The organism is Streptomyces sp. S.PB5 (genome assembly GCF_030403745.1).
In the GTDB taxonomy this organism is placed as follows: Bacteria; Actinomycetota; Actinomycetes; order Streptomycetales; family Streptomycetaceae; genus Streptomyces.
The window spans coordinates 112,270-136,989 of the sequence record NZ_JAQMWP010000010.1; the positions used below are offsets into that span (position 1 = coordinate 112,270).

Annotated in this window: 23 protein-coding genes; 4 read left to right on the forward strand and 19 right to left on the reverse strand. The window is 72.0% G+C overall.

The features are described from left to right. Positions 1 to 9: 9 nt before the first annotated feature. From PH203_RS26305 to PH203_RS26315, 3 genes are read right to left on the reverse strand one after another with little or no spacing between them, the layout of a single operon-like run. Positions 10 to 789 carry an ABC transporter permease subunit gene (locus PH203_RS26305; RefSeq protein ID WP_289922972.1) on the reverse strand — a complete coding sequence of 260 codons (780 nt, stop codon included), beginning with the start codon at positions 787 to 789 and terminating at the stop codon, positions 10 to 12. Beyond that, the gene (locus PH203_RS26310; protein WP_289922973.1) at positions 786 to 1,568 is read right to left on the reverse strand and encodes an ABC transporter permease; all 783 of its coding nucleotides are present in this window, start codon (positions 1,566 to 1,568) and stop codon (positions 786 to 788) included. The genes PH203_RS26305 and PH203_RS26310 overlap by 4 nt, the downstream gene beginning before the upstream one ends. Continuing rightward, complete coding sequence (locus tag PH203_RS26315) at positions 1,565 to 2,536, reverse strand: ABC transporter substrate-binding protein (protein ID WP_289922974.1); 972 nt, start codon at positions 2,534 to 2,536, stop codon at positions 1,565 to 1,567. Before PH203_RS26315 ends, PH203_RS26310 begins: the two co-directional genes overlap by 4 nt. A gap of 138 nt (positions 2,537 to 2,674) precedes the next feature. Here PH203_RS26315 and PH203_RS26320 point away from each other — a divergent pair, with 138 nt between their 5' ends. Further along, positions 2,675 to 3,529 carry an IclR family transcriptional regulator C-terminal domain-containing protein gene (locus PH203_RS26320; RefSeq protein WP_289922975.1) on the forward strand — a complete coding sequence of 285 codons (855 nt, stop codon included), beginning with the start codon at positions 2,675 to 2,677 and terminating at the stop codon, positions 3,527 to 3,529. Here PH203_RS26320 and PH203_RS26325 read toward each other — a convergent pair. From PH203_RS26325 to PH203_RS26335, 3 genes are read right to left on the reverse strand one after another with little or no spacing between them, the layout of a single operon-like run. Continuing rightward, positions 3,444 to 4,385 carry a PDR/VanB family oxidoreductase gene (locus tag PH203_RS26325; protein WP_289922976.1) on the reverse strand — a complete coding sequence of 314 codons (942 nt, stop codon included), beginning with the start codon at positions 4,383 to 4,385 and terminating at the stop codon, positions 3,444 to 3,446. The genes PH203_RS26320 and PH203_RS26325 overlap by 86 nt on opposite strands. Further along, positions 4,382 to 4,555, reverse strand: coding sequence for a hypothetical protein (locus tag PH203_RS26330; protein WP_289922977.1), 174 nt, complete (start codon positions 4,553 to 4,555; stop codon positions 4,382 to 4,384). The genes PH203_RS26325 and PH203_RS26330 overlap by 4 nt, the downstream gene beginning before the upstream one ends. Then, positions 4,552 to 5,625: an aromatic ring-hydroxylating dioxygenase subunit alpha gene (locus tag PH203_RS26335; RefSeq protein WP_289922978.1), complete on the reverse strand. Its 1,074-nt coding sequence runs from the start codon at positions 5,623 to 5,625 to the stop codon at positions 4,552 to 4,554. The genes PH203_RS26330 and PH203_RS26335 overlap by 4 nt, the downstream gene beginning before the upstream one ends. Before the next feature lie 320 nt (positions 5,626 to 5,945). On the opposite strand from PH203_RS26335, the gene PH203_RS26340 reads away from it, so the two are divergent. Next, positions 5,946 to 7,997: a phosphocholine-specific phospholipase C gene (locus PH203_RS26340; protein ID WP_289922979.1), complete on the forward strand. Its 2,052-nt coding sequence runs from the start codon at positions 5,946 to 5,948 to the stop codon at positions 7,995 to 7,997. Positions 7,998 to 8,033: 36 nt separating this feature from the next. On the opposite strand, the gene PH203_RS26345 is transcribed toward PH203_RS26340, so the two are convergent. Then, positions 8,034 to 9,059 carry a hypothetical protein gene (locus tag PH203_RS26345; RefSeq protein ID WP_289922980.1) on the reverse strand — a complete coding sequence of 342 codons (1,026 nt, stop codon included), beginning with the start codon at positions 9,057 to 9,059 and terminating at the stop codon, positions 8,034 to 8,036. Then, on the reverse strand, positions 9,056 to 9,895 hold the full coding sequence (locus tag PH203_RS26350; RefSeq protein WP_289922981.1) for a phosphatase PAP2 family protein: 840 nt from the start codon (positions 9,893 to 9,895) through the stop codon (positions 9,056 to 9,058). The genes PH203_RS26345 and PH203_RS26350 overlap by 4 nt, the downstream gene beginning before the upstream one ends. 226 nt (positions 9,896 to 10,121) lie before the next feature. On the opposite strand from PH203_RS26350, the gene PH203_RS26355 reads away from it, so the two are divergent. Beyond that, complete coding sequence (locus tag PH203_RS26355; RefSeq protein WP_289922982.1) at positions 10,122 to 10,736, forward strand: TetR/AcrR family transcriptional regulator; 615 nt, start codon at positions 10,122 to 10,124, stop codon at positions 10,734 to 10,736. Positions 10,737 to 10,883: 147 nt separating this feature from the next. Here the strand turns inward: PH203_RS26355 and PH203_RS26360 are convergent, their stop codons facing one another. The 3 genes from PH203_RS26360 to PH203_RS26370 form a co-directional block, all read right to left on the reverse strand. Next, a complete protein-coding gene (locus tag PH203_RS26360) occupies positions 10,884 to 11,879 on the reverse strand; it encodes a DUF2510 domain-containing protein (RefSeq protein ID WP_289922983.1) in 996 nt (331 codons plus the stop codon). A gap of 67 nt (positions 11,880 to 11,946) precedes the next feature. Further along, on the reverse strand, positions 11,947 to 13,101 hold the full coding sequence (locus PH203_RS26365; RefSeq protein ID WP_289922984.1) for an anhydro-N-acetylmuramic acid kinase: 1,155 nt from the start codon (positions 13,099 to 13,101) through the stop codon (positions 11,947 to 11,949). 4 nt (positions 13,102 to 13,105) lie between these two features. Continuing rightward, positions 13,106 to 14,314, reverse strand: coding sequence for an MFS transporter (locus PH203_RS26370; protein WP_354671262.1), 1,209 nt, complete (start codon positions 14,312 to 14,314; stop codon positions 13,106 to 13,108). A gap of 245 nt (positions 14,315 to 14,559) precedes the next feature. Between PH203_RS26370 and PH203_RS26375 the strand changes: the two genes are divergently transcribed. Next, positions 14,560 to 17,244, forward strand: coding sequence for an AAA family ATPase (locus tag PH203_RS26375; protein ID WP_289922985.1), 2,685 nt, complete (start codon positions 14,560 to 14,562; stop codon positions 17,242 to 17,244). 86 nt (positions 17,245 to 17,330) lie between these two features. Here PH203_RS26375 and PH203_RS26380 read toward each other — a convergent pair whose 3' ends face one another. From PH203_RS26380 to PH203_RS26415, 8 genes are all read right to left on the reverse strand, one after another. Next, entirely contained in the window at positions 17,331 to 18,122 is a 792-nt protein-coding gene (locus PH203_RS26380) for an SDR family NAD(P)-dependent oxidoreductase (protein WP_289922986.1), read from the reverse strand. A gap of 73 nt (positions 18,123 to 18,195) precedes the next feature. Further along, entirely contained in the window at positions 18,196 to 19,329 is a 1,134-nt protein-coding gene (gene pcaD, locus PH203_RS26385; RefSeq protein WP_289922987.1) for a 3-oxoadipate enol-lactonase, read from the reverse strand. Then, positions 19,326 to 20,657, reverse strand: coding sequence for a 3-carboxy-cis,cis-muconate cycloisomerase (gene pcaB, locus PH203_RS26390; protein WP_289922988.1), 1,332 nt, complete (start codon positions 20,655 to 20,657; stop codon positions 19,326 to 19,328). Before pcaB ends, pcaD begins: the two co-directional genes overlap by 4 nt. Continuing rightward, positions 20,654 to 21,259 carry a protocatechuate 3,4-dioxygenase subunit alpha gene (gene pcaG / locus PH203_RS26395; protein ID WP_289922989.1) on the reverse strand — a complete coding sequence of 202 codons (606 nt, stop codon included), beginning with the start codon at positions 21,257 to 21,259 and terminating at the stop codon, positions 20,654 to 20,656. Before pcaG ends, pcaB begins: the two co-directional genes overlap by 4 nt. A 6-nt stretch (positions 21,260 to 21,265) precedes the next feature. Then, positions 21,266 to 22,039 (reverse strand): protocatechuate 3,4-dioxygenase subunit beta, encoded by a 774-nt coding sequence (gene pcaH, locus PH203_RS26400; RefSeq protein ID WP_289922990.1) that lies wholly within the window; start codon positions 22,037 to 22,039, stop codon positions 21,266 to 21,268. 18 nt (positions 22,040 to 22,057) lie between these two features. Continuing rightward, positions 22,058 to 23,260: an acetyl-CoA C-acyltransferase gene (locus PH203_RS26405; protein ID WP_289922991.1), complete on the reverse strand. Its 1,203-nt coding sequence runs from the start codon at positions 23,258 to 23,260 to the stop codon at positions 22,058 to 22,060. Then, positions 23,257 to 23,904: a CoA transferase subunit B gene (locus PH203_RS26410; protein ID WP_289922992.1), complete on the reverse strand. Its 648-nt coding sequence runs from the start codon at positions 23,902 to 23,904 to the stop codon at positions 23,257 to 23,259. The genes PH203_RS26405 and PH203_RS26410 overlap by 4 nt, the downstream gene beginning before the upstream one ends. Beyond that, positions 23,904 to 24,659 carry a CoA transferase subunit A gene (locus PH203_RS26415; protein ID WP_289922993.1) on the reverse strand — a complete coding sequence of 252 codons (756 nt, stop codon included), beginning with the start codon at positions 24,657 to 24,659 and terminating at the stop codon, positions 23,904 to 23,906. Before PH203_RS26415 ends, PH203_RS26410 begins: the two co-directional genes overlap by 1 nt. Positions 24,660 to 24,720 lie beyond the last annotated feature (61 nt).

Consider the following 24,720-nt stretch of genomic DNA (forward strand, 5'->3'; position numbering starts at 1 on the left):
TCGTGAGCGTCACGGGGACCGCCGGGCCGAGGCCCGCAGACCGTGGTACCAGCCGAGCACCCGCCGCTCGACCAGCTGGAAGACGACGGAGAGCAGGAAGCCGAGCAGACCGAGGACGAGGATGCCGGTCCACATCTCGGGGACCGCGAAACTGCGCTGGAACTGCACGACGGTGAAGCCCAGACCGTCGCTGGCCGCGAACATCTCGCTGATCACCATGAGGATGATGCCGATCGACAGGGCCTGCCTGAGCCCCGCGAAGATCTGCGGGCTCGCCGAGCGCAGCACCACCTCCTTCAGGCGGGCGACGCCCGTGATGCCGTACGAGCGGGCCGTCTCCGCCATCACGGAGTCCACCGCGCGCACGCCCTCGACGGTGTTGAGCAGGATCGGCCAGACACAGCCGCTGGCGATCACGACGATCTTCATCGTGTCGTCGATGCCGGCGAACAGCATGATGACCGGCACGAGGACCGGCGGCGGCACCGCCCGCAGGAACTCCAGGACCGGCTCGCACACCGCCCGCACCCGCCGGTAGGAGCCGATGACCAGGCCGAGCCCGACCCCCGCGACGGCGGCCACGGCGTAACCGGCCGTGAGGCGCAGCACGCTGGGCAGCACGTCGTCCTTCAGCCGTTCGCCCGTCCACACGTCCGGGAAGGTCTCCAGAATGGTCCGCAGCGGCGGCCAGAACACGTTCGTACTGCCGTCGGACGCGAACCACCACGCCGTCAACAGCAGCGCGGGCAGCGCGAGCACGAAGACCAGCCGGAGCAGCACGCCCTTCACACCATCACCTCCCCGCGCACCGACTGATGCCATGCCAGGGCCCGCCGCTCCACGGTACGCGCGCCCACGTTGATGAGCAGCCCCAGAACGCCGGTCACCACGATCAGGGCGTACATCTCGGGCACCGCCTGGGAGTTCTGCGCGACCGCGATCCTCGCCCCCAACCCCGGTGCGCCGATGACGAGTTCGGCGGTGATGGCGAGGATCAGGGCGACGGCCGCGGCGAGCCGGACGCCGGTCATGACGTACGGCAGCGCGCTCGGCCACAGCACATGGCGGACCCGCGCCCAGGGGCCGAGACCGTAGGACCGCGCCGTCTCCTCGGCGACCGGGTCGACGTCCTGGACGCCGTACAGGACCTGGATCAGCACCTGCCAGAACGAGGCGTACACCACGAGCAGCAGCACCGACTTCAGTTCGGTGCCGTACAGCAGCACCGCGAGCGGGATCAGCGCGACCGAGGGGATCGGGCGCAGGAACTCGATCGTGGAGGCCGTCGCCTCACGGAGGTAGGGCACCACCGAGACGGCGACCCCGATGACGATGCCCGCGGTCGCGGCGATCGCGAGACCCAACGCCCAGCCGGTGAGGGTGTCGCCGAGCGCCGTCCAGAAAGTCTCGTCGGAGAGCTCGGTGCCGAGGGCGTCGGCGATGCGGGTGGTCGGCGGGAAGTAGGCCTCCTTGACGAGGCCGAGCCGCGGCACCGCCTCGCCCAGGGCGAGGAAGGCCGCGAGCCCGGCGGCGCCGAGGGCGGCGTTCTTGGCGGTCCGTCCCGTCATGGCAGCAGCTTGTCCAGATCGGGCTCCGACTTGAACAGGCCGTCCTCCTGGCCCAGTTTCCGCAGAGCGTCCAGGGACTGCCGGTTCGGCTCGGCCGGCCAGGCCGGCAGGGTGACCTTCGCCAGCACGGCCGCCGGGATCTTCGTGTACGTCGTGACGATCGCGCGGGCCTCGTCCGGGTGGGCGTCCGCGTAGGCGAGCGACTCGGCGAGGGCCTCCTTGAAGTCCTTCACCGTGTCGGCGTTCTGCTGCTCGTACGAGGCCGACGTGAAGTACATCGCCACCGTCAGGTCGGGCGCGACGTCCACCAGGGGTGAGGCGATCTCCTTGCCGCCCTGGCTCTTGACGGTGGCCAGCGCCGGTTCGACGACCATCGCCGCGTCGATCTGCCCGCTGTCGAGCGCGGCCGGCATCTGGTCGAAGGCGAGCTCCACGAACTTCACCGCGTCCGGGTCACCGCCCGCCTTGCGCACCGACGCGCGCACCGCGGTCTCGTTGATGTTCTTCAGGGTGTTGATGGCGACCTTCTTGCCCGCCAGCTGATCGGCGGACCTGACCGGGCTGTCGCCCTTCACGGTGAGGGCGCCGAAGTCCTTGCCCTGCACGCCGGTCGAGGCGATGCCGTTGGAGACGACCTTCACCGGCACGTTGTTGGACTGGGCGATCATCAGCGAGGTCGAGTTGGAGAAGCCGAACTGGTACTGCCCGCCGGCCACCGAGGGCACGATCGCCGCGCCTCCTTGCGCGAGCGAGATCTCCAGCTCCAGGCCGTGCTTCTTGAAGAAGCCCTTCTCCTGGCCCAGATACAGCGGGGCGACATCGACGATGGGGATGACACCCACCTTGACCTTGGTGGTGCCGCCGGGCGACGACGCCTTGTCCGACCCCGTGCTGTCCCCGGACGAGCCACAGGCCGACGCGGTGACCAGGAATGCTCCGGCCGCTAGCGCGGCGAGCAGACGACGCATGGCTCCTCCTGTGCAGACTTCATTGTTCCGACAGGTGTGCGCAGAGCGCACGTTGGTGCACAGCGCGAAAGGTAGAGTTTTTGCTCCCCGCGGTCAATGCCCTCGGCTAACAATATTGTTGACAGTCTGGAGGCGGCGATGCCTGCAGCAGACCGAGCCCCGCACTTCGTCCGCTCCTTCGAGCGGGGGCTCGCGGTGATCCGCGCGTTCGACGCGGAGCACCCGGAACTGACGCTCAGTGAGGTCGCCCGCGCCTGCGGACTGACCCGCGCGGCGGCCCGCCGCTTTCTGCTGACCCTCGCCGACCTCGGATACGTGCACGCCGACGGCCGCGCCTTCCGGCTCACGCCCCGCGTGCTGGAGCTCGGCTACTCCTACCTCGCGGGCTTCTCTCTGGCGCAGATCGCCGAGCCGCACCTGGAGCAACTGGTCGACCGCACAAGGGAGTCGTCGTCCCTGTGCGTGCTCGACGGCGATGACATCGTGTACATCGCGAGGGTGCCCGCACGCCGCATCATGACGGCGGCGATCACGGTCGGAACCCGCTTCCCGGCACACGTCACCTCGGTGGGCCGGGTGATCCTCGCCCATCTGCCGGACGAGGAACGGGAGATGCGCCTCGCGCGGGCCGACCTCAGGCCGCTGACCCCGCGCACGATCACCGACGCCGGCCTGCTGCGGGCCGAACTGGAGAAGGTGCGCTCGCGCGGATACGCCGTCGTCGACCAGGAACTGGAGGAGGGGCTGCGCTCGCTCGCCGCCCCGGTGCGGGACCGGGGCGGCGAGGTGGTGGCGGCGGTGAACATCCCGGTGCACGCCAGCCGCAACAGCGTGGCGTCGGTCCGCCGCGATCTGCTGCCGCATCTGCTGGACACGGTCGCCGGGATCGAGCGGGACCTCCGGATGGCTACAGGTCGAGGACGAGCCGCTTCCCCCGGCACCGGGACACACAGATCATCATCGTCTCCCCGGCCGCCTGCTCCTCGTCCGTGAGCACCGAGTCCCGGTGGTCCGGGGTGCCTTCCAGGACATCGGTCTCGCAGGTCCCGCAGGTGCCCTCGGTGCAGGAGAACAGCACCTCGACACCGGCGGCGCGCACGGCGTCCAGCACGGAGACGTCCGCCGGCACCGTCACCGTCGTACCGCTGCGCGCCAACTCGACCTCGAACGCGGTGTTCTCGCCCGTCTCCTGTTCCTTGGGCGTGAACCGCTCCATGTGCAGCACACCGGGCTCCGGGCAGCGCGCCTCCACCGCGTCCAGCAGCGGCCCCGGACCGCAGCAGTAGACGAGCGTGCCCTCGGGGACGTCGTCGAGCACCGAGGCCAGGTCGAGCAGCCCGGTCTCGTCCTGCGGGGCGACGGTGACCCGGTCGCCGTACCGGCTCAACTCCCCGGTGAACGCGATGGAGTCACGGGTGCGTCCGCCGTAGAGCAAGGTCCACTCCGCGCCCCGGGCCTCGGCCGCCGCGAGCATCGGCAGGATGGGCGTGATGCCGATGCCGCCGGCGATGAACCGGTAGCGGGGCGCGGGCCTGAGGGCGAAGTGGTTGCGCGGCCCGCGCACCCGCACCTTGTCGCCCTGCCCCAACTGCTCGTGCACATGGGCGGATCCGCCACGGCCGTCCGGCTCGCGCAGCACGGCGATCCGCCAGGCGGTGCGGTCGGCGGGGTCGCCGCACAGGGAGTACTGCCGCTCCAGACCGGGACCGAGCACGACGTCGATGTGCGCGCCCGGCTCCCACACCGGGAGCTGCTCGCCGAGCGGATGGCGCAGGGTGAGGGCGAGCACGCCGTCGGCCGCGGACTCCCGGCGCGCGACGACGAGTTCGGCTTCGTACACATCACTCATGGACGGGTTCCCCGGGGTTCGTGTCCCTGCGGATGGGCGAGCATCCACTCCCACATCTCGATCGGGTCCTGCGAGGTGTGCTCACGGCCGCAGTGACAGGTGCCGTGCAGGACGTCGGTGCCCGGCAGCCAGTCGATGCGGTAGATCTCTCCGGTGGGGCTCGTGCTCACAGCGCCTTCTCCACGGGCTTGTCGCCCTCCTCGACGAGGCGGGCGAGGATACGGCGGGCGGCCAGACCGCCGGTGTCGATGTTGATGCTGAGTTCCTGGTACCCCGTGCGCTCGGTCCCGAGCGTCCGCTGCAGCAGATTGAGCGCGTCGACGTCCTGCATGACCACGGTGTGGTTGTTCTTCCGCAGGAACTCCGTGACCTCGTCGTCCTCGGTCGCCCAGTCCCGCGAGACCATCCAGAAGTCGTACACCTTCCCGTCGGAGGACGGCGTGATCGCGTACGTCACCTCGGTGTGGAAGCCGCCCGGGTCGCTGCCGTCCGCCTCCGGCACCACGCCGACGGGGGCGACCCGGCTGTGCAGCAGATAGAGGCAGGGCGCGTGGTACTCGATGTCCTGCCAGCGGGTGATCCGGCCCTCGATCCCGGTGGACTTGGCGTAGAACGGCGGGCACTCGGCGTCGTCCATGTGCCGGCTGACCCGTACGATCCCGGCCCCCTCGTCGACCTCGGTCGTGATCGGCGTCTCGGCGACCTCGGGGGTGCCGATGTAGCCGCCGTGCAGATACGTCTCGTGGGACAGGTCGAGCAGGTTGTCGACGAGCAGCCCGTAGTCGGCGTCGATGGGCTCCATCCCGCGCACGGTCGTCCAGCCGGGGGAGTCCAGGTGCCGCGCCCGCGGGATGGTGTCCGCATCGGCGAGCGCCGCGTCGCCGATCCACACCCAGATCAGGGAGTCCTGCTCGACGACCGGGTACGAGGCGACCCGCGCCGTCCGCGGTATCCGCTTCTGCCCCGGCACATACACACAGGTGCCCGTCGTGTCGTACGTGAACCCGTGGTAGCCGCACACGATCCGGTCCCCGTCGAGCCGGCTCGGCTTCTCGTGCAGCGGGAACCGGCGGTGCACACAGCGGTCGGCCAGCGCGACGGGCGTCCCGTCCTCCTCGGTGCGGTAGAAGACGAGCGGCTCGCCGAGGAGGGTCCGGCCGAGGAGTTCCTCCCGCCCGACCTCGTGGCTGTAGGCGGCCACGTACCACTGATTCCTGGCAAAAGCGGTCATGTGCGGCATGAAGGTTCCCGTCCCTGTCGGCGGGGCTCCCTCGCCCCGCGTGCCGTCGTTGGAATCAGGGTCCTGACGGCTGCGGTCGCCGCGCAAGGCGGCTTCTGCCAGGCGGAAGCGCGTCTGCGACGGGCCTGGTCAGAGCCCGCGGCCGCCAGGAAGCCGTGTCCTGCGCAGCCTCCCGGCACGGCACACCTCCCGTACCGCCGACTTTCACACTGGCGACACCGGACCCTTCCCTGACGTTTGGTGCTCTTGGAACACTCGCTCCGCGCGTATTCCGTCATGTTCCGGCATCCGCACCCCTGGATGAGAGGCAGCACCCACCCATGCCCGAAGTCAACCGGCGCAGATTCCTCCAACTCGCGGGCGCCACCTCGGCGTTCACCGCGCTGTCGAGCAGCATCCAGCGCGCCGCCGCGCTGCCCGCGAACCACCGCACGGGGTCGATCGAGGATGTCGAGCACATCGTCGTCCTGATGCAGGAGAACCGCTCCTTCGACCACTACTTCGGTGCGCTGCGGGGCGTGCGCGGCTTCGGCGACCCGCGGCCCGTACTGCACGACAACGGCAAGTCGATCTGGCACCAGTCCGACGGCACCAAGGACGTCCTGCCCTTCCACCCGACCGCCGACGACCTCGGTATGCAGTTCCTGGAGGGGCTGCCGCACGGCTGGACCGACGGCCAGCAGGCCTACCACGGCGGCAAGTACGACAAGTGGGTGCCGGCGAAGGGCACCACGACGATGGCGTATCTGACCCGTGAGGACATCCCGTTCCACTACGCCCTCGCCGACGCCTTCACCGTCTGCGACGCCTACCACTGCTCGTTCATCGGCTCCACCGACCCCAACCGCTACTACATGTGGACCGGTTACACCGGCAACGACGGCACCGGCGGCGGTCCGGTCATGGGCAACGACGAGGTCGGGTACGGCTGGACGACGTACCCCGAGCGTCTTGAGCAGGCCGGGATCTCCTGGAAGATCTACCAGGACATCGGCGACGGCCTCGACGCGGCGGGCTCCTGGGGCTGGATCGCGGACGCCTACCGCGGCAACTACGGCGACAACTCGCTGCTGTACTTCAACAAGTACCGGGGGGCCCAGCCCGGCGACCCCTGGTACGACAAGGCCCGTACCGGCACCGACGTCAAGAACGGCGACGGCTACTTCGACCGGCTGAAGGCCGATGTCAAGGCCGGCAAGCTGCCGCAGATCTCCTGGATCACCGCCCCCGAGGCCTTCTCCGAGCACTCCAACTGGCCCTCGAACTACGGCGCCTGGTACATCGCCCAGGTCCTGGACGCCCTCACCTCCAACCCGGAGGTCTGGTCGAAGACGGCCCTGTTCATCACCTACGACGAGAACGACGGCTTCTTCGACCACGTGGTCCCGCCGCTCCCGCCGAAGGACGCCTCCAAGGGCAAGTCCACGGTGGACGTCACCCTCGACCTCTACCCGGGCGACAGCAGGCGCCCGGCGGGCCCCTACGGCCTCGGCCCGCGCGTGCCGATGCTGGTCGTCTCGCCGTGGAGCAAGGGCGGTTACGTCTGCTCCGAGACCCTCGACCACACCTCGATCCTGCAGTTCATGGAGCGCCGCTTCGGGGTGAAGGAGACCAACATCTCGCCCTGGCGCCGCGCAGTCTGCGGCGACCTCACCTCGGCCTTCGACTTCTCCCGCAAGGACAGCCGCCCCGCCGCGCTGCCGGAGACCGACGAGTACGAGCCGCAGGACCGCGAGCGGCACCCCGACTACAGGCCGACGCCGCCCGCCGACCCGGACATGCCCCGCCAGGAGCGCGGCCTGCGGCCCTCCCGCCCGCTCAAGTACGCCCCGCACGTGGACGGTTCCGTCGACACCGCGACCGGTAAGTTCACGCTGAGCTTCGCCTCCGGCGCCGAGGCGGGCGCCGCCTTCCACGTGACCTCCGGCAACCGCACCGACGGCCCCTGGACGTACACCACGGAGGCCGGCAAGTCGATCGCCGACGCCTGGAACTCGGCGTACTCCAGTGGCTCGTACGACCTGACCGTGCACGGCCCGAACGGCTTCGTGCGCTGGTTCAAGGGCTCCAACAAGAAGGCCGGCCCCGAGGTGACCGCCCGCCACGGCGGCGACTGCCTCGAACTCACCTTCACCAACAAGGGCTCGGGCACGGCCCGCCTGCACGTCACCAGCGGCTACGGCGGCCGGGCCCGCACCTTCACCGTCCGCCCCGGCGCCACCGTCAGGCACCGCGCGGACCTCGCGGCCGGCCGCCGCTGGTACGACCTCACCGTCACCTCGGACACCGACCCGACGTTCCTGCGCCGCTTCGCCGGCCACGTCGAGAACGGCCGCCCGGGCGTGAGCGACCCGGCCCTGTCGGGCGAGTAGGGATCAGACAGGGAGCAGACAGGGATCAGACAGAGATCAGAGCGGAGTGAGATGCCCCGGCCCGGGCTGCCGGGGCATCAGCATCTCCTCGGGCGCGATCCTCGCGGCCTCCAGCGCGAGGACGGCGGCGACGGGATGGTCGTGGTCGTAGGGGTGCCCGGCGGTCGCCGGGTGCGCGTCGGCCGCGGAGCGCTCGTGCGTGACCGCCTCGGACGGCACCGCGGCCGCGCCGGCGGCAGCCGTCTGAGGCGTGGCGCGGCTCAGCAGCACCACGCCCCACGCCGCCAGGCCCGCCCCGGCCAGTGCCAGGAGGATGCCGGCCGCGCCGCCCTGGAGGCGCTCGCCGAGCAGCGTCAGGCCGATCACCGCGGCGGCGACCGGGTTCGCCAGGGTCACCACCGCGAGCGGCGCGCCGAGGCCGCCCCGGTAGGCGACCTGGGACAGCAGCAGGCCGCCTGCCGCGAACGCGGCGACCAGCAGGGCCACGCCGATCACCTGGACGCTCAGCAGGGAGCCGGAGCGGTCGGTCGCGGCGACCGTGACCGTCTGGGTCAGGGCGGAGGCGACGCCCGACGCGAAGCCGGAGGCGGAGGCGTGACGGAGGCCGGGACGGGTGCCCCGGCGGGCGAGCAGGCCGATCAGCGCGGCGGTGGCACCGGCGACGGCCAGGGCCTCCGGGACGCTCAGCACATCGTCGGGGGCGGGGCCGGACGCGGTGACCAGGATCGCGGCGAGACCCAGCAGGGTGTACGCCGTGCCCTGCCACTCCGTCGCGCTGACCCGGCGTCCGGCCACCCGCGCGCCCATGGGCACCGCGGCGACCAGGGTCAGCGCACCGAGGGGCTGGACCACGGTCAGCGGGCCGTACTTCAGGGCCACGACGTGCAGCAGGGCCGCGGAGGCGTTGAGGAGGACCGTCCACCACCAGGCGCCCGAGGCCAGCATGCGCAGCATCCCCGCGCCGGGGTCGCGGGAGGCCAGGCGTTCCTGGGCGACGGCCGCGGCCGCGTAGGCGACGGCGGAGAAGAGGGAGAGGACGACGGCGAGGGTGGTGGCGCTCATCGGCCCGCTCCGACCAGCGTGTTCTTGTCGTCCGTGGGCGCCGGGTGCTCCTGGGACCGGCCGCCGGCCGTCGCCGTGCGGTGCGGCGGGCGAGGCGGGACGGGGGCCCCTGCGGACGGAGTCCTGAGGCGGAGCACGGCGAGGGCGATGCCGAGCAGGGCGGCCGCCACGATCGCGTCGAGCCAGTAGTGGTTCGCGGTTCCGACGATCACCAGCAGCGTCAGCAGCGGATGCAGCAGCCACAGCCACCGCCAGCGCGACCTGGTCGCCACGATCAGTCCGATCGCCACCATCAGCGCCCACCCGAAGTGCAGCGACGGCATCGCCGCGAACTGGTTGGAGAGGTGGTCGGTCTGCGGCGGGCCGTACACGGACGGCCCGTACACCCGCGCGGTGTCCACCAGGCCCGTCGCGGCGAGCATCCGCGGCGGGGCCAGCGGGAAGACGAGGTGCACCAGGAGCGCGGCGCCGGTGATCACGGCGAGGACCCGCCGGGCCCACACGTAGTGCGTGGGCCGGCGCAGATAGAGCCAGATCAGGAAGGCCGCGGTGGCCGGGAAATGGACCGTCGCGTAGTAGGTGTTCGCGATGTGCACGAGGGTGTCGCCGTGCAGCAGCAGGTGCTGCACATCGCCCTCGCCGGGGAGGTGGAGGGTTCGTTCCCAGTCCCACACGTGGTGCGCGTTGCGGAACGCTTCGCCGGTGTGGCCGGTCGCCAGCTGACGGCCGAGTTTGTAGACGAGGAAGAGCCCTGCGACGAGCAGGAGCTCACGGACGAGCGGCGGCCGCGCTGTGGCGGCGGTCTTCGCTTCTGCAGGCTCGGTGCGGGCATTCATCCCCCGGCCCCTTCGCTGACGGTGGTGCGGTAGAGCTTGTGACTCGTCGGGTGCGGCGAACTCATCGCTCTGAATCGATACGGGTGCGTACCGATACGACAGTGTACCGATACGGTCGGGTACCGGTACACTCACGTATCGATAGACGTACGCCACACTGGATGCAGACACCCTCAAAACCTTGGCCACTGCCGCTCAAGCCGCACTAGAACGAGGAGACGAGCACATGACGTCGCAGGCCGCGGACGGACCGGAGACGGTCGTCGCCTCGCGCCGCTCCAAGCTGACGCCCGAGCGTGAGCAGGAGTTCTTCGACACCGTGCTCGAACAGATCCGGCAGTGCGGCTATGACGCCGTGACCATGGAGGGCGTGGCCGCCAGCACCCGCTGCAGCAAGTCCACGCTCTACCGGCAGTGGAAGACCAAGCCCCAGTTCGTGGTGGCCGCGCTGCGCTCCCGCCGGCAGTCGAAGTTCGACGGCATCGACACCGGGTCGCTCGCCGAGGATCTGCGCGAGGTGGCGCGGGCCGCCGGACGCTGGTCGAACAGTGATACCAAACTGCTTCAGGCCCTCGGGCACGCCGTCACCCAGGATCCGGAACTGGCGAAGGCGCTGCGCGAGGCGCTCGTCGACCCGGAGATCGCCTCGCTGAAGGAGATCCTGCAGCGCGGGGTCGACCGGGGCGAGATCGCCGCCGGGCACCCGGCGCTGGAGTACATCCCGGCCCAGATGTTCGGTGTGATCCGGGCCCGGCCCATCGTGGACGGGGAGTACGCGGATCCGGACTACCTGGTCTGCTTCGTGGAGGCCGCGGTGCTGCCCGCACTGGGACTCACCTAAGACCCAGGCCGCCGTCCGTGGGATGACTGGACGGCGACCTGCACGCGCCGCACCGTGGGGACGGGGGCGGCGCGCACCCCCCGGCCGGGTGGGGTTCCTCTTGAGCGGAGAGGCGCCCCACCCGGCCGACCGGTTCCCCGGGGCGGGTCAGACGGTCTGGCCGTTGCCGCCGCCCGTCGACACCTTGATCCCCTTGGTGATCTCGTCGATCACCGACTGCTTCTCCCCGACGTCGACGCCGAAGCGCACCACGACCATCCGCGAGGAGTTCGCGGGGGAGGGGAAGGCGAGGGACTCGACATAGCCGTCCGCGCCCTTGCTGGTGACCGCCTTCCAGCGGACCAGGTAGCCCTTCTGCCCGGCGACGGTCACCGCCTCGGAGGCCAGCACGTCGTGCGAGGTGATCGAGCCGTAGGTCTTGCCGCCGTACGACTCCTCGGCGTTCGCCTCGATGTCGGCCTTGGCGACCTGCTCGGCCGTGCCCTCATGACCGAGCGCGGCCGCGGGCACCGAGTACGCGCCGCCCTTGGTGCAGGTCTTGGAGGTCTCGCCGGGGCACTGGTAGGAGTCGTCCGACGTGACCTGCGCACCGATCTGGATCTGCTGGCCGTACCAGCCGTCCGGGATGGGGAGGCTGATCCCGCTGACCGGGTCGGCCACGGAACCGCTCTCGATCTTCGGCGCCTCGGAACCCTGGGGCGAGGGCGACGCCCCGTCGGAACCGCCCGGTCCGCCGGGGCCGCCGTTCCCGCCCGGCCCGCCCTGACCGCCGGTGGAGCCGTCCTGTCCGCCCGGCCCTTCCTGCCCCTGCCGGGAGTCGGCCCTGGTGCCGCCCGAGTCGTCGCCGCCGGCCAGCGCCCACACACCCACGCCGATGCTGGCGAGGACCGCGACGGCGGCCGCCACGGCTGTCCCGGTGCGCAGCCCGCGCCGTCCGCCCGCCGGTGGCTGCGCGGGGTGGGCAGGGTACGCCGGGTACGCCCCCGCCTCGGGGGTCTGCGCCGGGGGACCCCATACGGCGGCCGACCCCGCGGGGCGCGTCCGGTCCGTCCATGCCCTGCCGTCCCACCAGCGCTCGGTGGCGGGACCGTCACTTGTCTGCCCGGGATCGGGGTACCACCCGGGAGGAGTCACCTGCGTCATGCCCCCCACCGTATGAGGCCTCCGTGAAAGCCGGATGAGAGGGGCCGGACCGGTTTCCGGTTTCCGGTCACTCCAGCACGAGTCGTACAGGCCGCTGCCGCGCGGGCGGCGGCAACCTCAGCCCGTCCCGCCCGGGAGTCACCGACCCGAGCACGCGTGCGTGCCGGGCGCCGGTGCTCGCGGGCACCGTGCCGGGCAGCCCGTGCACGGTCAGAAATCCCAGTACGGCGAAGGCGTACGCCTCTTTCGCGTCCGAGGGCAGCCCCAGCTCGTCGGAGGTGCGCAGCGCCACGCCCGGCAGGCACCCGCCCAGCATCCCCATCAGCACCGGATTGCGGGTCCCGCCGCCCGAGGCGATCACCTCCGTCGCCCTGACGGCCCGCACCGCGTCGGCCACCGTCCGGGCCGTGAGCATGGTCAGCGTGGCGACGACGTCCTCGGCGGGCAGTGTCCCGAACCCGGCCAGCGCGTCCTGCAGATGCCCGAGGTGGAAGAGTTCCTTCCCGGTCGTCTTGGGCGGCGGCAGCGCGTAGTACGGCTCGGCGAGCAGCCGCTCCAGCAGCGGCCCGTGCACCGCCCCGCGCGCCGCCAGCGCCCCGTCGACGTCGTACGCCAGGCGCCCGCCGCTGAACCCCCGGGCGGCCGCGTCGGTCAGCGCGCACCCCGGGCCGGTGTCGAAGGCGGTCCCGTCGGGCGCGGTGAGGTTGGCGATGCCGCCGAGGTTGAGCGCGACCGGCGTGCCCGGACGGCCCCGCAGCCACAGCAGGTCGACCAGGCTGACCAGCGGCGCGCCCTGGCCGCCCGCGGCGATGTCACGCGGCCGGAAGTCGGCGACCACGGGCAGCCCGGTCGCCTCGGCGATCCAGGCGGGCTGCCCGATCTGCAGCGAGCCGCAGGCCGTGCCCCCGTCGGTCCAGTGGAAGACCGTCTGCCCGTGCGAGGCGACCAACTCGGCCCGCCCCGCGCACAGTTCACGGTCCGCCCGCACGGCCGCCGCCGCGAAGGCCCGCCCGGTCAGCGTGTCCAGCCGGCACACCTCGGCCATCGTGGTCGTCCCCGGCGGCAGCGCCGCCGTCAGCGCCGCGCGCAGCTCCTCGTCGTACGCCTCGCTCACCATCCCCAGCGGCCTCAGCACCAGGCTGTCGCCGGCGAGTCGCAGCTCGGCCGCCGCCGCGTCGATGGCGTCGTACGACGTTCCGGACATCAGGCCGATCACCCGCATCCGCTCAACCCGCCTTCCTTCGTGGAGACCTGACCAGTGCCAGGACGCTCACCGCGCAGGTCACCGCGGCGTAGTACCCCGGGATGTCCACGTTCCCGGTCCGTTCCACGGTCTTGGTGATGATGAGCCCCGCGCAGCCCGAGAAGACCGCATTGGACAGGGCGTAGGCGAGTCCCAGGCCCGTGTAGCGGACGTTCGTCGGGAAGAGCTCCGCCAGCATCGCGGGGCCCGGGCCCGCCATCAGGCCGACCACGGCACCCGCGGCGAACACCGCCACCCCCTTCACCGTGTTCGAAGTCCCGCTGTTCTGCAGGAGGTCCAGCAGCGGGACCGACAGCACCGCCACGAGCAGGGCGCCCGTCAGCATCACGGGCCGGCGCCCCACGCGGTCGCTGAGCAGGCCCGCCGGGAGGATGCTCGCCGCGAAGCCCAGATTGGCCAGGACGGTGGCGACCAGGGCCTGCTGGAAGGTCGCGTTCAGCGTGCTCTGCAGATACGAGGGCAGCACGACGAGGAAGGTGTACCCGGCCGCCGCCCAGCCCATGATCCGCCCCGCGCCCAGGGCGATGGCCCCCGCCACCTCGCGCGCCGGCGGGCGTTCGGCCTCGCGCTCCTCCCGGAACGCGGGGGTCTCGTCCAGCCGCAGCCTCAGCCACAGCGCCCCGAGCCCCAGTGGCAACGTCAGCAGGAACGGCAACCGCCAGCCCCAGTCGTCCAGTTGGCCCTCGGTCAGCACGGTCGCCAGCAGGGCGGCCGCCCCCGCACCGGCCAGCAGCCCCAGCGCCACCGTGAACGACTGCCAGGCCCCGTACAGCCCCCGCCGCCCAGGTGGCGCGAACTCGGTCATCACCGACACCGCCCCGCCGAACTCCCCGCCCGCGGACAGCCCCTGAAGGACCCTCAGGAACGTCAGCAGCCAGGGTGCCAGAGCCCCGGCCTGGTCGTACGTCGGCAGCGCCCCGATCAGGGTGGTCGCACCCGTCATCAGCGCGATCACCAGGATCAGCACCGGGCGCCGCCCCATCCGGTCCCCGAGCCGGCCGAACAGCGCCGCGCCGACGGGCCGGAAGAAGAACGCCAGCGCGAAGGAGGCGTACGTCCTGACCAGGGCCTCGGCCTCGCCGCCGCCCTCCGGGGTGAAGAAGCGGGCCGCGATGACGGTGGCGAAGTAGCCGTAGACGCCGAACTCGTACCACTCGATGAAGTTGCCCACCGACCCCGCGACCAGGGCACGGCGGGACCGACCGGTCTTCCGATCTTGGAAAATGAGCTCCTCCTCGGTTTTTTGACTCTCCGTCAATCAGCGGGACGCGGCAGGTCAGAGAGCTGACGCGTCGACCGTACGGACCCGGCGTCACCCGTCACGGCAACAGCTGCCCGGACCGTCCTTCACTCAGGCAATCGGACGGCTACGCTCGAGGTCTGTACGTCGTTCGGGCGACTTGGGGAGGTAAGGGGATGACGGAGGAAGGGCTCACGCCGGCCGCCTCGCCCTCCCTGTGGGAACGCGACGAGGAACTCGCCGCCGTGGAGCAGGCGATCGACGCCCTCCGCGCGGACCGCTCGTCCTCGGGCAGCCTCCTGGTCTTCCGCGGCGAGGCCGGACTCGGCAAGACCGCGCTGCTCACCGAGACCCGCCGGATCGCCGAGGCCCGCGGCTGCAACGTCTGGTCGGCCCGCGGCGGCGAGACCCTCAGGTCCGTGCCCTTCAACGTGGTCCGGCAGCTGCTCCAGCCCGCCCTGGTCTCCCTGATGCCGGAGGAGGCACGCGAGTACCTCGGCGACTGGTACGACATCGCCGGCCCCGCCCTCGGCATCACGGAACCCGGTGCGCCACAGGCCGACCCGCAGGGCGTGTGCGACGGCCTCGTCGCCGCCGTCCGCAGACTCGCCCGCCGCGATTGGCCCCTCGTCCTGGTGATCGACGACGCCCACTGGGCCGACCAGGAGACCCTGCGCTGGCTCGCCGCGTTCGCCGAGCGCCTCGACGACCTCTCCGTCCTGGTCCTGGTCGCCCGCCGCCCCGGGGACGTCTCCGGCGAGAGCGCCCGCCTCCTCGACGCGATCGCCGCGACCTCAGGTGGCCCGGTCGCCACGCTCAGCGCCCTGACCCCCGACGCCACCGCGGGCCTGACCCGCGCCACCCTCGGCGAGCACGCCGACGCCCCGTTCTGCCGCGAGGTCTGGGCCGTCACCGGCGGCAACCCCTACGAGACCGTCGAACTCCTCGCCAAGGTCCAGGACAGCGAACTCGAACCCGCCGAGTCCCAGGCCGCCGAACTACGCGCCCTGAACCGCTCCGCCCGCGGCGGTGGCCTCGTCGCCCGCCTCGAAGGACTCGGCATCGAGGCCACCCGGTTCGCCTGGGCCGCGGCCATCCTCGGCACCGGCATCTCCGTCGACCTCGTGGCCAAGCTCGCCACCATGAGCCGCGACGAGGCCGTCCGCTGCGCCGAACTCCTGCGCACCGCCCGCATCCTGACCGAACCCGACCCGGCCGCCGTACCCGCCGACGACGGCGACCTGGAGTTCGTCCACCCCCTCATCGCCACCGCCGTCTACAACTCCATCCCCGATGCCCTGCGCACCGCCATGCACGGCATCGCCGCCCAGGTCGTCACCGACTCCGGGCTCGGCGCCGCCATGGCCTCCCGGCACCTGCTCCAGGTGCACCCGGACGACGACGAGGAACTCGTCGAGCAGCTGCGCGATGCCGCAGGCGAACACCTCGCCGTCGGCGCCCCCGACGCGGCCCGCCGCTGTCTGGAGCGGGCCCTGCTGGAACCGCCCCGCCCCGAGGTCCACGCGAGCGTCCTCTACGAACTGGGCTGCGCCGCCCTGCTCACCGCCCCCTCCACCACCGTCGACCACCTCCAGTCCGCGCTCGGCATGCCCGGCCTCGACGGCCCCCAGCGCGTCGACGCCGTCTTCCGCCTCTCCCAGGCCCTGCTCCACAACGACCAGCTGGAGGAAGCCGTCCGCACGGTCGAGGCGGAGGCCGCCCGCCTCGAACCCGGCCCCGCCCAGATGCGGCTCCAGGCAGTCCAGTACATGTGGGAGGGCATCCACGCGGGCGAGGCCACCTCCCCTGGCCGCTCCGAGCGGCTCGCCGCACTCGCCTCCACCTGCATCGGCCGCGACAACTCCGAGCGCGCCCTGCTGATGCTGCGCGGCTTCGACGCCATGACCCACGGCGAGAACGCGGAAGAGGTCGTCGAACTCTGCGACCGCGCCCTCGTCAACGGGCGCCTCGCCCCCGGGCTCGGCTGGACCGACACCGAGTGGGGTGTCGAGATCCTCATGATGCTGGCCAGCAGCTACACCTACACCGACCGGCTCGACCGCGCCGAGAGCATGTTCACCGAGGGCCTGCGCACCTACGAGTCCGCCGGCTGGAGCGGCGGCCACCTCGCCCTGGCCCACGCCTTCCTCGGCTTCGCCCTCCGTCGGCGCGGCCGCCTCCGCGATGCCGAGGACACATTGCGCGAGTCCCTGCGCATCGCCGAGCGCGTCGGCCGCGGACTGCCCCTGTACTGGTCGGCCACCTGCAACCTCGTCGACACCCTCCTCGCCCGCGGCCATGTCGACGAGGCCTGGGAGATCGCCGAGCAGTACGGCTTCGCCCCGCCGTACCCGTCCACCATCGTGCTGCCCGACCCGCGCTCGGTGCGCGGCCGGCTGCTGCTCGCCGTGGGCCGCACCCAGGAAGCGGTCAACGAACTGGAGGAAGCGGAGAAGGCGGCGACCGCCCGCGGCCACCACAACCCGGTGATGGTCCCCTGGGCCCTCGACCTGGCCCGTGCCCTCGCCGTGGCGGAACCGAACCGGGCGGCCCAGCTCGCCGCCGACGCCCGGCGCCGCGCGGAGCGGTTCGGCACGGACACGGCGATCGGGGAGGCGCTGCGGTGCGCGGCCGCGCTGGAGACGGGACAGCGGGCGGTGCGGTTGCTCTCCCAGGCGGTGACCTATCTGGAGGCGTCGCCGTGCCAGTACGAGCATGCGGCGGCGCGGGTGGAGTACGGGATCGCCGCGCGGTCGGTGGCGGAGATCAACCGGGGCCTGGCGCTGGCGCGTTCGTGCGGCGCGGACGGGCTTGTGGCACAGGCGCGGGAGGTGCTGGAGACGGGTAGGGGCTTGCGCTGAGCCGCAGGCCGCGGGTTCGGCGGGGGCTGGTCGCGCCCACGCGGCGGAGCCGCAAATCGATACAGCCCCGCGCCCCTTAGGGGGCGCTACAGCGCGAGGAGTTGGTCTGTCACCGTGGCCAGCCGCTTGCGTACGTCGCTGTCGTACGTCCCCTCGTGCGCCCGCGCCGGACTCGTACCGTCGAAGTAGCCCCCCGTCCCCAAGTCCCGCGTAGCCAGCGCCAAAACCCCCGGCGCCCCGTCCGCGACCGTGCTCCACGGCCTCATCCCGCCCTCCCGCACCATCCCCGTGTCCATGAAGGTCGCGGGGTGCAGCACGTTCACCGCGACGCCCGTGCCCGCCAACTCCTCGGCCAGCGTGAACGTATGGGCCGCCAGCGCGAACTTGGCACGGCGGTACGCCCCGAAGCCGTCGTACCCGCGCCGGAACTCGATGTCGTCGAAGTCGACGGGATCCTGCCCGACGGAACCGACGTTGACGATCCGTGCGGGCGTGTTGGCGCGAAGGACCGGCAGCAAGGCGCGGGTCAGGACCACCGGCGCCAAGTAGTCGACGGCCAGCCGGAGTTCATGGCCGTCGGCGCTGAGCTCGCGCCCCGAGCCGGGCGCACCGGCGCCCACCCCCGCGTTGTTGATCAGCACGTCCAGGTCGGGATGCGCGCCCGCGACATGCGCCGCCAGCTCCCGCACCTGCGCCAGCGAGGCGAGGTCGGCCACGAAGGGCTCGGCGTCGCCCTCGGCGCGCAGTTCCTCGACGAGCTGCCCGGTACGGCGGGGATCGCGGCCGTGGGCGAGGACGACATGGCCGCAGCGGACCAGCTCGAAGGCGACGTGACGGCCGAGCCCGGAGGTGGCGCCGGTGATCAGAATCGTGGACATGCCTCCACCGTAGGCGTGCGGCGGCCGTGGTGGAGGCAGCTGCCTGGTGCCGGCGAAGCTACGACCGGCAGGGTCACCCTTCTTCTGCGGGCGCCTCTTCCTCCGCCAGCACCCGCTGGGCCGTGGCGAACGCCGAGTTGGCCGCCGGAACCCCGCAGTACACGGCCGTCTGCAGCAGCACCGCCCCGATCTCCTCGGGCGTCAGCCCGTTGCGCCGGGCGGCCCGGACGTGCATGGCCAGCTCGTCGTAGTGGCCGTGCGCGACCAGCGCCGTGAGCGTGATCATGCTGCGCTCGCGGCGGCTGAGCGTGGGGTCGGTCCAGATCTCGCCCCACGCGTAGCGCGAGATGAAGTCCTGGAAGCGGGCGGTGAACGGCGTCTGCCGGGCCTGCGCACGGTCCACATGGGCGTCGCCCAGCACCTCGCGCCGCACCTCCATGCCCCGCTCGGCACCCCCGTCGAAGTGGGTGCGCAGGGCGGTCAGCACGGCCTCCGGGCACTGTGCGGGTGCCAGGTGCGAGGCGCCCGGGAGCTCCACGAGCGCGGCGCCCGGCACCGCGTCCGCGATCTCCCGCAGATGCGCGGGCGGAGTCGCGGGATCCTCACGGCCCGCGACCAGGAGCGTCGGCGCGGAGATCTCCGCCAGCCGGTCGCGGATGTCGAAGGCGGCGAGCGCGTCACAGCAGGCGGCGTACCCGGCCGGGTCGGCGTCCCGGTGGTCCCGCACCAGCCGCGGCACGGTGAATCCGGGGGTGAACCAGCGCGCGTCCGCACTCTCCACCAGCCACTCCATGCCCTCGGCCCGCACCCGCGCGGCGCGTTCCTCCCACACCCGGGAGCCGCCGAAGTGGGCCGAGGAGCAGATCACGGCCAGCGACGACACCCGCTCCGGGTGATGCACGGCCAGCTGAAGTCCGACCGCCCCGCCCAGCGACACCCCCGCGTACGCGAACCGCTCGATGCCGAGCGAGTCGGCGAGCGCCAGCACGAGATCCGCGAGGTCACCGATCGTGGCCCCGGGCCCGACCAGACCGGCCGCGCTGCCGCCGTGCCCCGGCAGATCCCAGCGGACCACCCGGTGAGTGATGGACAGCTCGGGCGCGACCTTGTCCCACAGGGCGTACGACGTCCCGAGCGACGGCCCGAGGATCAGCGCGGGAGCCGAAGCCGGGCCCTCGACACGGTGGTTGAGGAGTTTCTCGGTCAACGTCGCTCCAGAGCACGGTCGGTGAGAGTGGCGGCGGCGCCCGTGTACCGGGCGGGGTCGGCGAGGGCGTCGAGGTCGATGCCCTTCAACTCCGGCTCCTCCGCCAGAAGTTCGCCGAGACTGCGGCCCTCGGCGTAGGTGCGTCCGGCCAGCTCGGTCAGCAGCGACTTGGCGCGGGCCCGGCCCAGCACGGGGGCCAGCTCGGCGGACAGCCGCTCGGACACGATCAACCCATGGGTGAGGTCCAGGTGGGCACGCATCACGTCCGCGTGCACCCGCAGCCCCTCGGTGAGGTCGGCGGCATCGCGGGCGGCGCCGCCGACCAGCCGCAGCAGGTCCCGCAACGGCTCCCACTCGGCATGCCAGGCGCCGGCCGGCCGCTCGTCCTGCGCGGCCAGGGACCCGTACAGCGTGGCCGCGAGCTGCGGCGCCCGCGCGGCCGCCGCCGCGATCAGCGTGGACCGTACGGGATTCGCCTTGTGCGGCATCGCCGACGAACCGCCCCCGCTGCCCTCCGAGACCTCGGCGATCTCGGTCCGGGCCAGCGTGAGCACATCCGCGGCGGCCTTCCCCAGCGCCCCGGCCGTGAAGGCCAGACAGCCGGCGAGATCGGCGATCGGTGTGCGCAGGGTGTGCCAGGGCAACTCGGGCGCCTGGAGGCCCAGTTCGCGCGCGTACGCCGCGGGCAGCGCCGTCGGGTCCGCCGCGCCGTACGCCGTGAAGGCCGCCAGCGTTCCGGCCGCACCCCCGAGCTGGGCGGGCAGCGCGTTCCGTACGGCCGTGATCCGGTCCCGTGCGTCCAGCACCAGCGACCGCCACCCGGCCGCCTTCAGCCCGAACGTCGTCGGTACGGCGTGCTGGGTCAGGGTCCGGCCGGGCATCGCGGTGTCCCGGTGCTCGGCGGCCAGCCGGGCCAGCGCCGCCTCCGTGCGGCCGAGGTCGGCGCGGACCAGGTCGAGGGTGCGGACGGCGACCAGGACCGTCGCCGTGTCCATGATGTCCTGGCTGGTCGCACCGCGGTGGACGTACGACCCGTACTCCCCGCCGACCGCCCGCGTCAGATCGGCGACGAGCGGGATCACCGGATTGCCGCCCGCCCGTGCGCGTACGGCGAGGTCCCGGGCGTCGAACTCCCCGGACCGGGCGGCCGCGGTCACCGCCGTGGCGGCCTCTTCGGGAGCCAGCCCCAGGGCCGCCTGGGCGCGGGTCAGCGCGGCCTCCGCGTCGAGCAGCGCCCGCAGATAGGCGGCGTCGCTCGTCGCGGAGGCGGCGGGGGAGCCGGCCCACCCGGGGGCGAGCAGACCGGCGTCGGATTCGGCAGAAGTCACTGGAACTCCAGGAAGACCGTCTCGCCTTCGCCCTGAAGGCGGATGTCGAAACGGTACGTCCCATTGCCGCCGTCGGCCGCGATCAGTGTGCCGCGCCGCTCCGGGGCCACCTGGTTCAGCAGCGGGTCCGCGGTGAGCGCGGCCTCGTCGCCGGGGAAGTAGATCCGTGTGTAGAGGTGCACGAGCAGCCCGCGCGCGAACACGCACACACTCAAGTACGGCGCGCTCTGCCCCCGCGCACCCGGCCGCAGCGTCCGCGCCGACCAGTGCCCGCTCGCGTCCGTCTGGCTGCGACCCCACCCGGTGAACTCCACCCCGGTACGTCCCATGAAGCCGCCGCTGGCCCCGTCGCGCCGCATGGACCCGTCGACCCGCGGGATGTTCCCGTCCGGATCGGCGCCCCACAGCTCCACGAACGCGTCGGGGAGCGGGTTGCCCTCACCGTCGTAGATGTAACCGTGCACGGCGACGGTGTCCGGGTGGCCGACGGGCGCGATGTCCTCGCCGCCGGGGAACGGCAGCGCGTGTCCGTAGAAGGGCCCGACCGTGTGCGACGGAGTGGGCAGCACCGTCTCGGGACGGTTCGTGTCGATCTTCGTCATGGCAGGTCAGCGTCCTTCTTCGATCCAGGTGGCGTTCGGGCCGTCGAGCACGATGTCCCAGTGGTAGCCCATCGAGAACTCCGGCACCGACAGGTCGTGGTCGTACGTCGCGACGAGGCGCTGGCGGGCCGAGTCGTCCGTCACCGACTGGATGATCGGGTCGTACGGGAACAGCGGGTCGGCCGGGAAGTACATCTGCGTCACGAGCCGCTGCGTGAACGCCGTGCCGAACAGCGAGAAGTGGATGTGCGCGGGCCGCCAGGCGTTGAGGTGCTGCCGCCACGGGTACGGGCCCGGCTGGACGGTCGTGAAGTGGTACTGCCCGTCGTCGCCGGTCAGGGTGCGGCCGACGCCGGTGAAGTTCGGGTCCAGCGGAGCGTCGTGCTGCTCGCGCTGATGTGCGTACCGTCCCGCCGAGTTGGCCTGCCAGATCTCGATGAGCTGGCCTCGGACCGGCCGCCCGTCGCGGTCCAGGAGCCGCCCGGAGACGGTGATGCGCTCCCCGATCGGCTCGCCGTTGTGCTGCCGGGTGAGGTCGTTGTCGATCTCGGTGATGTCCCGCTCCCCGAACGCGGGGGAGTGCAGCTCCACCAGCTCCGGGTCCTTGGACACGTCGATGGTGACCGGCGGCTGCTTGGGGTGCCGCAGCACCGAGGAGCGGTACGGCGCGTAGTCGCGGCGCGGCTGATGCTCGACGGGGGCCCCGTCGGCGACCCGCTTCTCGTAGGCGGCGTGCTCGGCGGCGATTTCCTGGTCGATGTCGTGCTGGGTGAGAGTCATATGAAGTCCCGGGGAGATTTAACGTTCGAGGACGAGAGCGAGGCCCTGGCCGACGCCGATGCAGAGGGTGGCGACGCCGACTCCGCTGCCGCGGCGGGCGAGTTGGTGGGCGACGGTGCCGGCGAGCCGGGCACCGGAGGCGCCGAGCGGGTGTCCGAGGGCGATGGCGCCGCCCTGCGGGTTGAGGATCGCCGGGTCGAACTCGGGCCATTCGGCGACACATCCGAGGACCTGTGCCGCGAAGGCCTCGTTCAGTTCCAGCACCGACAGGTCGTCAAATGCCTTGCCCGCTCTGGCGAGGGCCCGGTTCACGGCCTCGACCGGCGCCAGGCCGAAGTGGTGGGGATCCAGAGCGTTCACCCCGGTCGCGCAGACCCGGGCCAGCGGCTCGCGCCCGGTGGCCCTGAGGCCCTCCTCGTCCACCAGCAGCAGCGCCGCCGCACCGTCGTTCAGCGGAGAGGCGTTGCCCGCGGTCACCGTGCCGCCGTCCTCGCGGAAGGACGGCTTGAGCTTCGCCATCGCGGCGAGGGAGGCATCGGCCCGCACGCATTCGTCCGCACCGAAGACCACCGGCTCACCCTTGCGCTGCGGGACCGCCACGGGAGCCAACTCGAGGTCGAAGAGCCCCTGTTGCTGCGCCGCGGCCGCCTTCTGATGCGAGGCCAGCGCGAACTCGTCCTGCTGCTCACGCGTGATCTTGTGCTTGTCGGCGATCAACTCGGCGGACATGCCCAGCGGAACGGTCCACTGCGGCTCCATCCTCGGGTTGACCATCCGCCAGCCCAGCGTCGTGGAGTACAGCTCGGTGTGCCCGGCGGGGAAGGCCCGGTCGTTCTTCGGCAGCACGTACGGCGCCCGGGTCATCGACTCCACGCCACCCGCCACGGCGACGCAGGCGTCCCCGACCGCGATCGCACGGGCCGCCTGGATCACCGCCTCCAGACCGGACGCGCACAGCCGGTTGACGGTCACCCCCGGCACCGACGTCGGCAGCCCGGCGAGCAGCGCGCCCATCCGTGCGACGTTGCGGTTCTCCTCACCCGCCCCGTTCGCGTTGCCGAAGTACACGTCCTCGATCCGCGCCGGGTCCAGGTCGGGTGTACGGGCGAGGAGTTCACGGATGGCGTGCGCGGCGAGATCGTCCGGGCGCACCGAGGACAGGCCGCCGTTGTAGCGGCCGACCGGGGTGCGCACCGCGTCGACGACGTAGACGTCCTTCACGACTGGATCTCCTCCGGGATGCGGACCTTCGCCGCGGTCCTGGCGACGATCTCCTCGACGCTCACCCCGGGTGCGGTCTCCACCAGCACCAGCCCGTCCCCGGTGACGTCGAGGACGCCGAGGTCGGTGATGATCCGGTCGACGCAACCCCTGCCGGTGAGCGGCAGCGCGCACTCCTGAAGGATCTTCGCCGAGCCGTCCTTGGCGGTGTGGGTCATGACCACGATGACCGTGCGGGCGCCGTGCACGAGGTCCATCGCCCCGCCGATCCCGGTGATCATCTTGCCGGGGACGGCCCAGTTGGCGAGGTCACCGGAGGCGGAGACCTGCATCGCGCCCAGCACCGCCACATCGATGTGCCCGCCGCGGATCATCGAGAACGACAGCGCCGAGTCGAAGAAGGAGGCGCCCGGCAGGACCGTCACGGTCTCCTTGCCGGCGTTGATGAGGTCCGGGTCGACCCGGTCCTCGGTGGGGTAGGGGCCGGTGCCCAGGATGCCGTTCTCCGACTCCAGGATCACCTCCACGCCCTCGGGCAGGTGGTTCGGGATCAGCGTGGGCAGCCCGATGCCGAGATTGACGTACTGACCGTCCTCGAGCTCGCGTGCCGCCCGTGCGGCCATCTCCTCGCGTGTCCAGGCCATCAGCTGCTCACCGTCCGCTGCTCGATCCGCTTGTCGGCGGCCTGCTCCGGCGTCAGGGCCACCACCCGCTGCACGAAGATGCCCGGCAGATGCACCGCGTCCGGCTCGATCTCACCCGGCTCCACGAGCTGCTCGACCTCGGCGAGGGTCACCCGCCCGGCCATCGCCGCGAGCGGGTTGAAGTTCCGCGAGGACTTGTTGAAGACCAGGTTCCCGTGCCGGTCGCCCTTCCAGGCCCGCACCAGCGCGAAGTCGGTCCGGATGCCCCGCTCCAGCACGTACTCCGCGCCGTCGAACTCCCGCACCTCCTTCGGCGGCGACGCCAGCGCGACACCGCCCGCACCGTCGTACCGCCACGGCAGCCCGCCCTCGGCGACCTGTGTGCCCACACCGGCGGGGGTGTAGAAGGCGGGGATGCCGGCCCCGCCGGCGCGCAGCCGTTCGGCGAGCGTGCCCTGGGGGATCATCTCGACCTCCAGCTCACCGGACAGGTACTGGCGGGCGAACTCCTTGTTCGCGCCGATGTAGGAGCCGGTCACGCGCGCGATGCGGCCCGCCGCCAGCAGGACGGCGAGGCCGGACTCCATGGCCCCGCAGTTGTTGGAGACGACCCCGAGGCCGGTGACCTCACGTTCGTACAGCGCCTGGATCAGCACGTTCGGCACGCCGCTCAGCCCGAAGCCGCCGACGGCGAGGGTCGCGCCGTCCGGTACATCGGCCACCGCCTCGGCGGCGGTGGCGACCACCTTGTCCATGGATGAAGCTCCATCCCGCTGAATGACCAGGGCAAGTAATGAAGGCAAGTAATCAGGGCAA

Bases quoted from the DNA above. Each gene is read 5' to 3' on its own strand.
- PH203_RS26310 (WP_289922973.1), bottom strand. From the start codon at position 1,568: ATGACGGGACGGACCGCCAAGAACGCCGCCCTCGGCGCCGCCGGGCTC.
- PH203_RS26315 (WP_289922974.1), bottom strand. From the start codon at position 2,536: ATGCGTCGTCTGCTCGCCGCGCTAGCGGCCGGAGCATTCCTGGTCACC.
- PH203_RS26320 (WP_289922975.1), top strand. From the start codon at position 2,675: ATGCCTGCAGCAGACCGAGCCCCGCACTTCGTCCGCTCCTTCGAGCGG.
- PH203_RS26325 (WP_289922976.1), bottom strand. From the start codon at position 4,385: ATGAGTGATGTGTACGAAGCCGAACTCGTCGTCGCGCGCCGGGAGTCC.
- PH203_RS26335 (WP_289922978.1), bottom strand. From the start codon at position 5,625: ATGCCGCACATGACCGCTTTTGCCAGGAATCAGTGGTACGTGGCCGCC.
- PH203_RS26340 (WP_289922979.1), top strand. From the start codon at position 5,946: ATGCCCGAAGTCAACCGGCGCAGATTCCTCCAACTCGCGGGCGCCACC.
- PH203_RS26345 (WP_289922980.1), bottom strand. From the start codon at position 9,059: ATGAGCGCCACCACCCTCGCCGTCGTCCTCTCCCTCTTCTCCGCCGTC.
- PH203_RS26350 (WP_289922981.1), bottom strand. From the start codon at position 9,895: ATGAATGCCCGCACCGAGCCTGCAGAAGCGAAGACCGCCGCCACAGCG.
- PH203_RS26355 (WP_289922982.1), top strand. From the start codon at position 10,122: ATGACGTCGCAGGCCGCGGACGGACCGGAGACGGTCGTCGCCTCGCGC.
- PH203_RS26360 (WP_289922983.1), bottom strand. From the start codon at position 11,879: ATGACGCAGGTGACTCCTCCCGGGTGGTACCCCGATCCCGGGCAGACA.
- PH203_RS26365 (WP_289922984.1), bottom strand. From the start codon at position 13,101: ATGCGGGTGATCGGCCTGATGTCCGGAACGTCGTACGACGCCATCGAC.
- PH203_RS26375 (WP_289922985.1), top strand. From the start codon at position 14,560: ATGACGGAGGAAGGGCTCACGCCGGCCGCCTCGCCCTCCCTGTGGGAA.
- PH203_RS26380 (WP_289922986.1), bottom strand. From the start codon at position 18,122: ATGTCCACGATTCTGATCACCGGCGCCACCTCCGGGCTCGGCCGTCAC.
- pcaG (WP_289922989.1), bottom strand. From the start codon at position 21,259: ATGACGAAGATCGACACGAACCGTCCCGAGACGGTGCTGCCCACTCCG.
- pcaH (WP_289922990.1), bottom strand. From the start codon at position 22,039: ATGACTCTCACCCAGCACGACATCGACCAGGAAATCGCCGCCGAGCAC.
- PH203_RS26410 (WP_289922992.1), bottom strand. From the start codon at position 23,904: ATGGCCTGGACACGCGAGGAGATGGCCGCACGGGCGGCACGCGAGCTC.
- PH203_RS26415 (WP_289922993.1), bottom strand. From the start codon at position 24,659: ATGGACAAGGTGGTCGCCACCGCCGCCGAGGCGGTGGCCGATGTACCG.